Source organism: Bacillus sp. AFS001701, assembly GCF_002559405.1.
In the GTDB taxonomy this organism is placed as follows: Bacteria; Bacillota; Bacilli; order Bacillales; family Bacillaceae_G; genus Gottfriedia.
The window spans coordinates 1-438 of the sequence record NZ_NTZO01000529.1; the positions used below are offsets into that span (position 1 = coordinate 1).

The 438-nt window shown below is 32.6% G+C and carries 1 protein-coding gene; it reads right to left on the minus strand.

What is annotated here, in order from left to right; all coding sequences use genetic code 11:
* Positions 1-204: 204 nt before the first annotated feature.
* Positions 205-438 (minus strand): FAD-dependent oxidoreductase (locus CN514_RS22135; protein ID WP_176526033.1); only part of this gene is annotated, 234 nt, incomplete at its 5' end.

Here is a 438-nt window from a genome sequence, read left to right on the forward strand (position 1 = left end):
AAAAGTAAATTAAAAGTTTTTTAAATGGTTGCCTTAGAAAATACCTCCATCTATTTTCTAATATACATTTCTGCAATTAACTACTTATTAACTTTTTAGACATATCGAAACATAACAAGGTAAAAAATAAAAAATGACTACTTAAGTAGTCAGTGGTTTGTTTAACTAAGCCTAAGCCATTCAATTGTTCGTTATGGATTTAAATTATAAATTATTAACTTCATTAGCGGTTCGGATTGCTGATTCGATTGCCCCTTGTATCCATCCAGGAGTAGAGGAGGCATGAGATCCTCCAAAATGTATTCTACCTTCAGGTGTGCTAATAAAAGGGCCAAGTTCTCTTTGTTGGTTTGGTTTATACATCACAAATGCTCCACCTGTAAACGAAAATTGCGTCCAACTTTGAGAATGACCTGCCAAAAATTCTTTATAAACTAC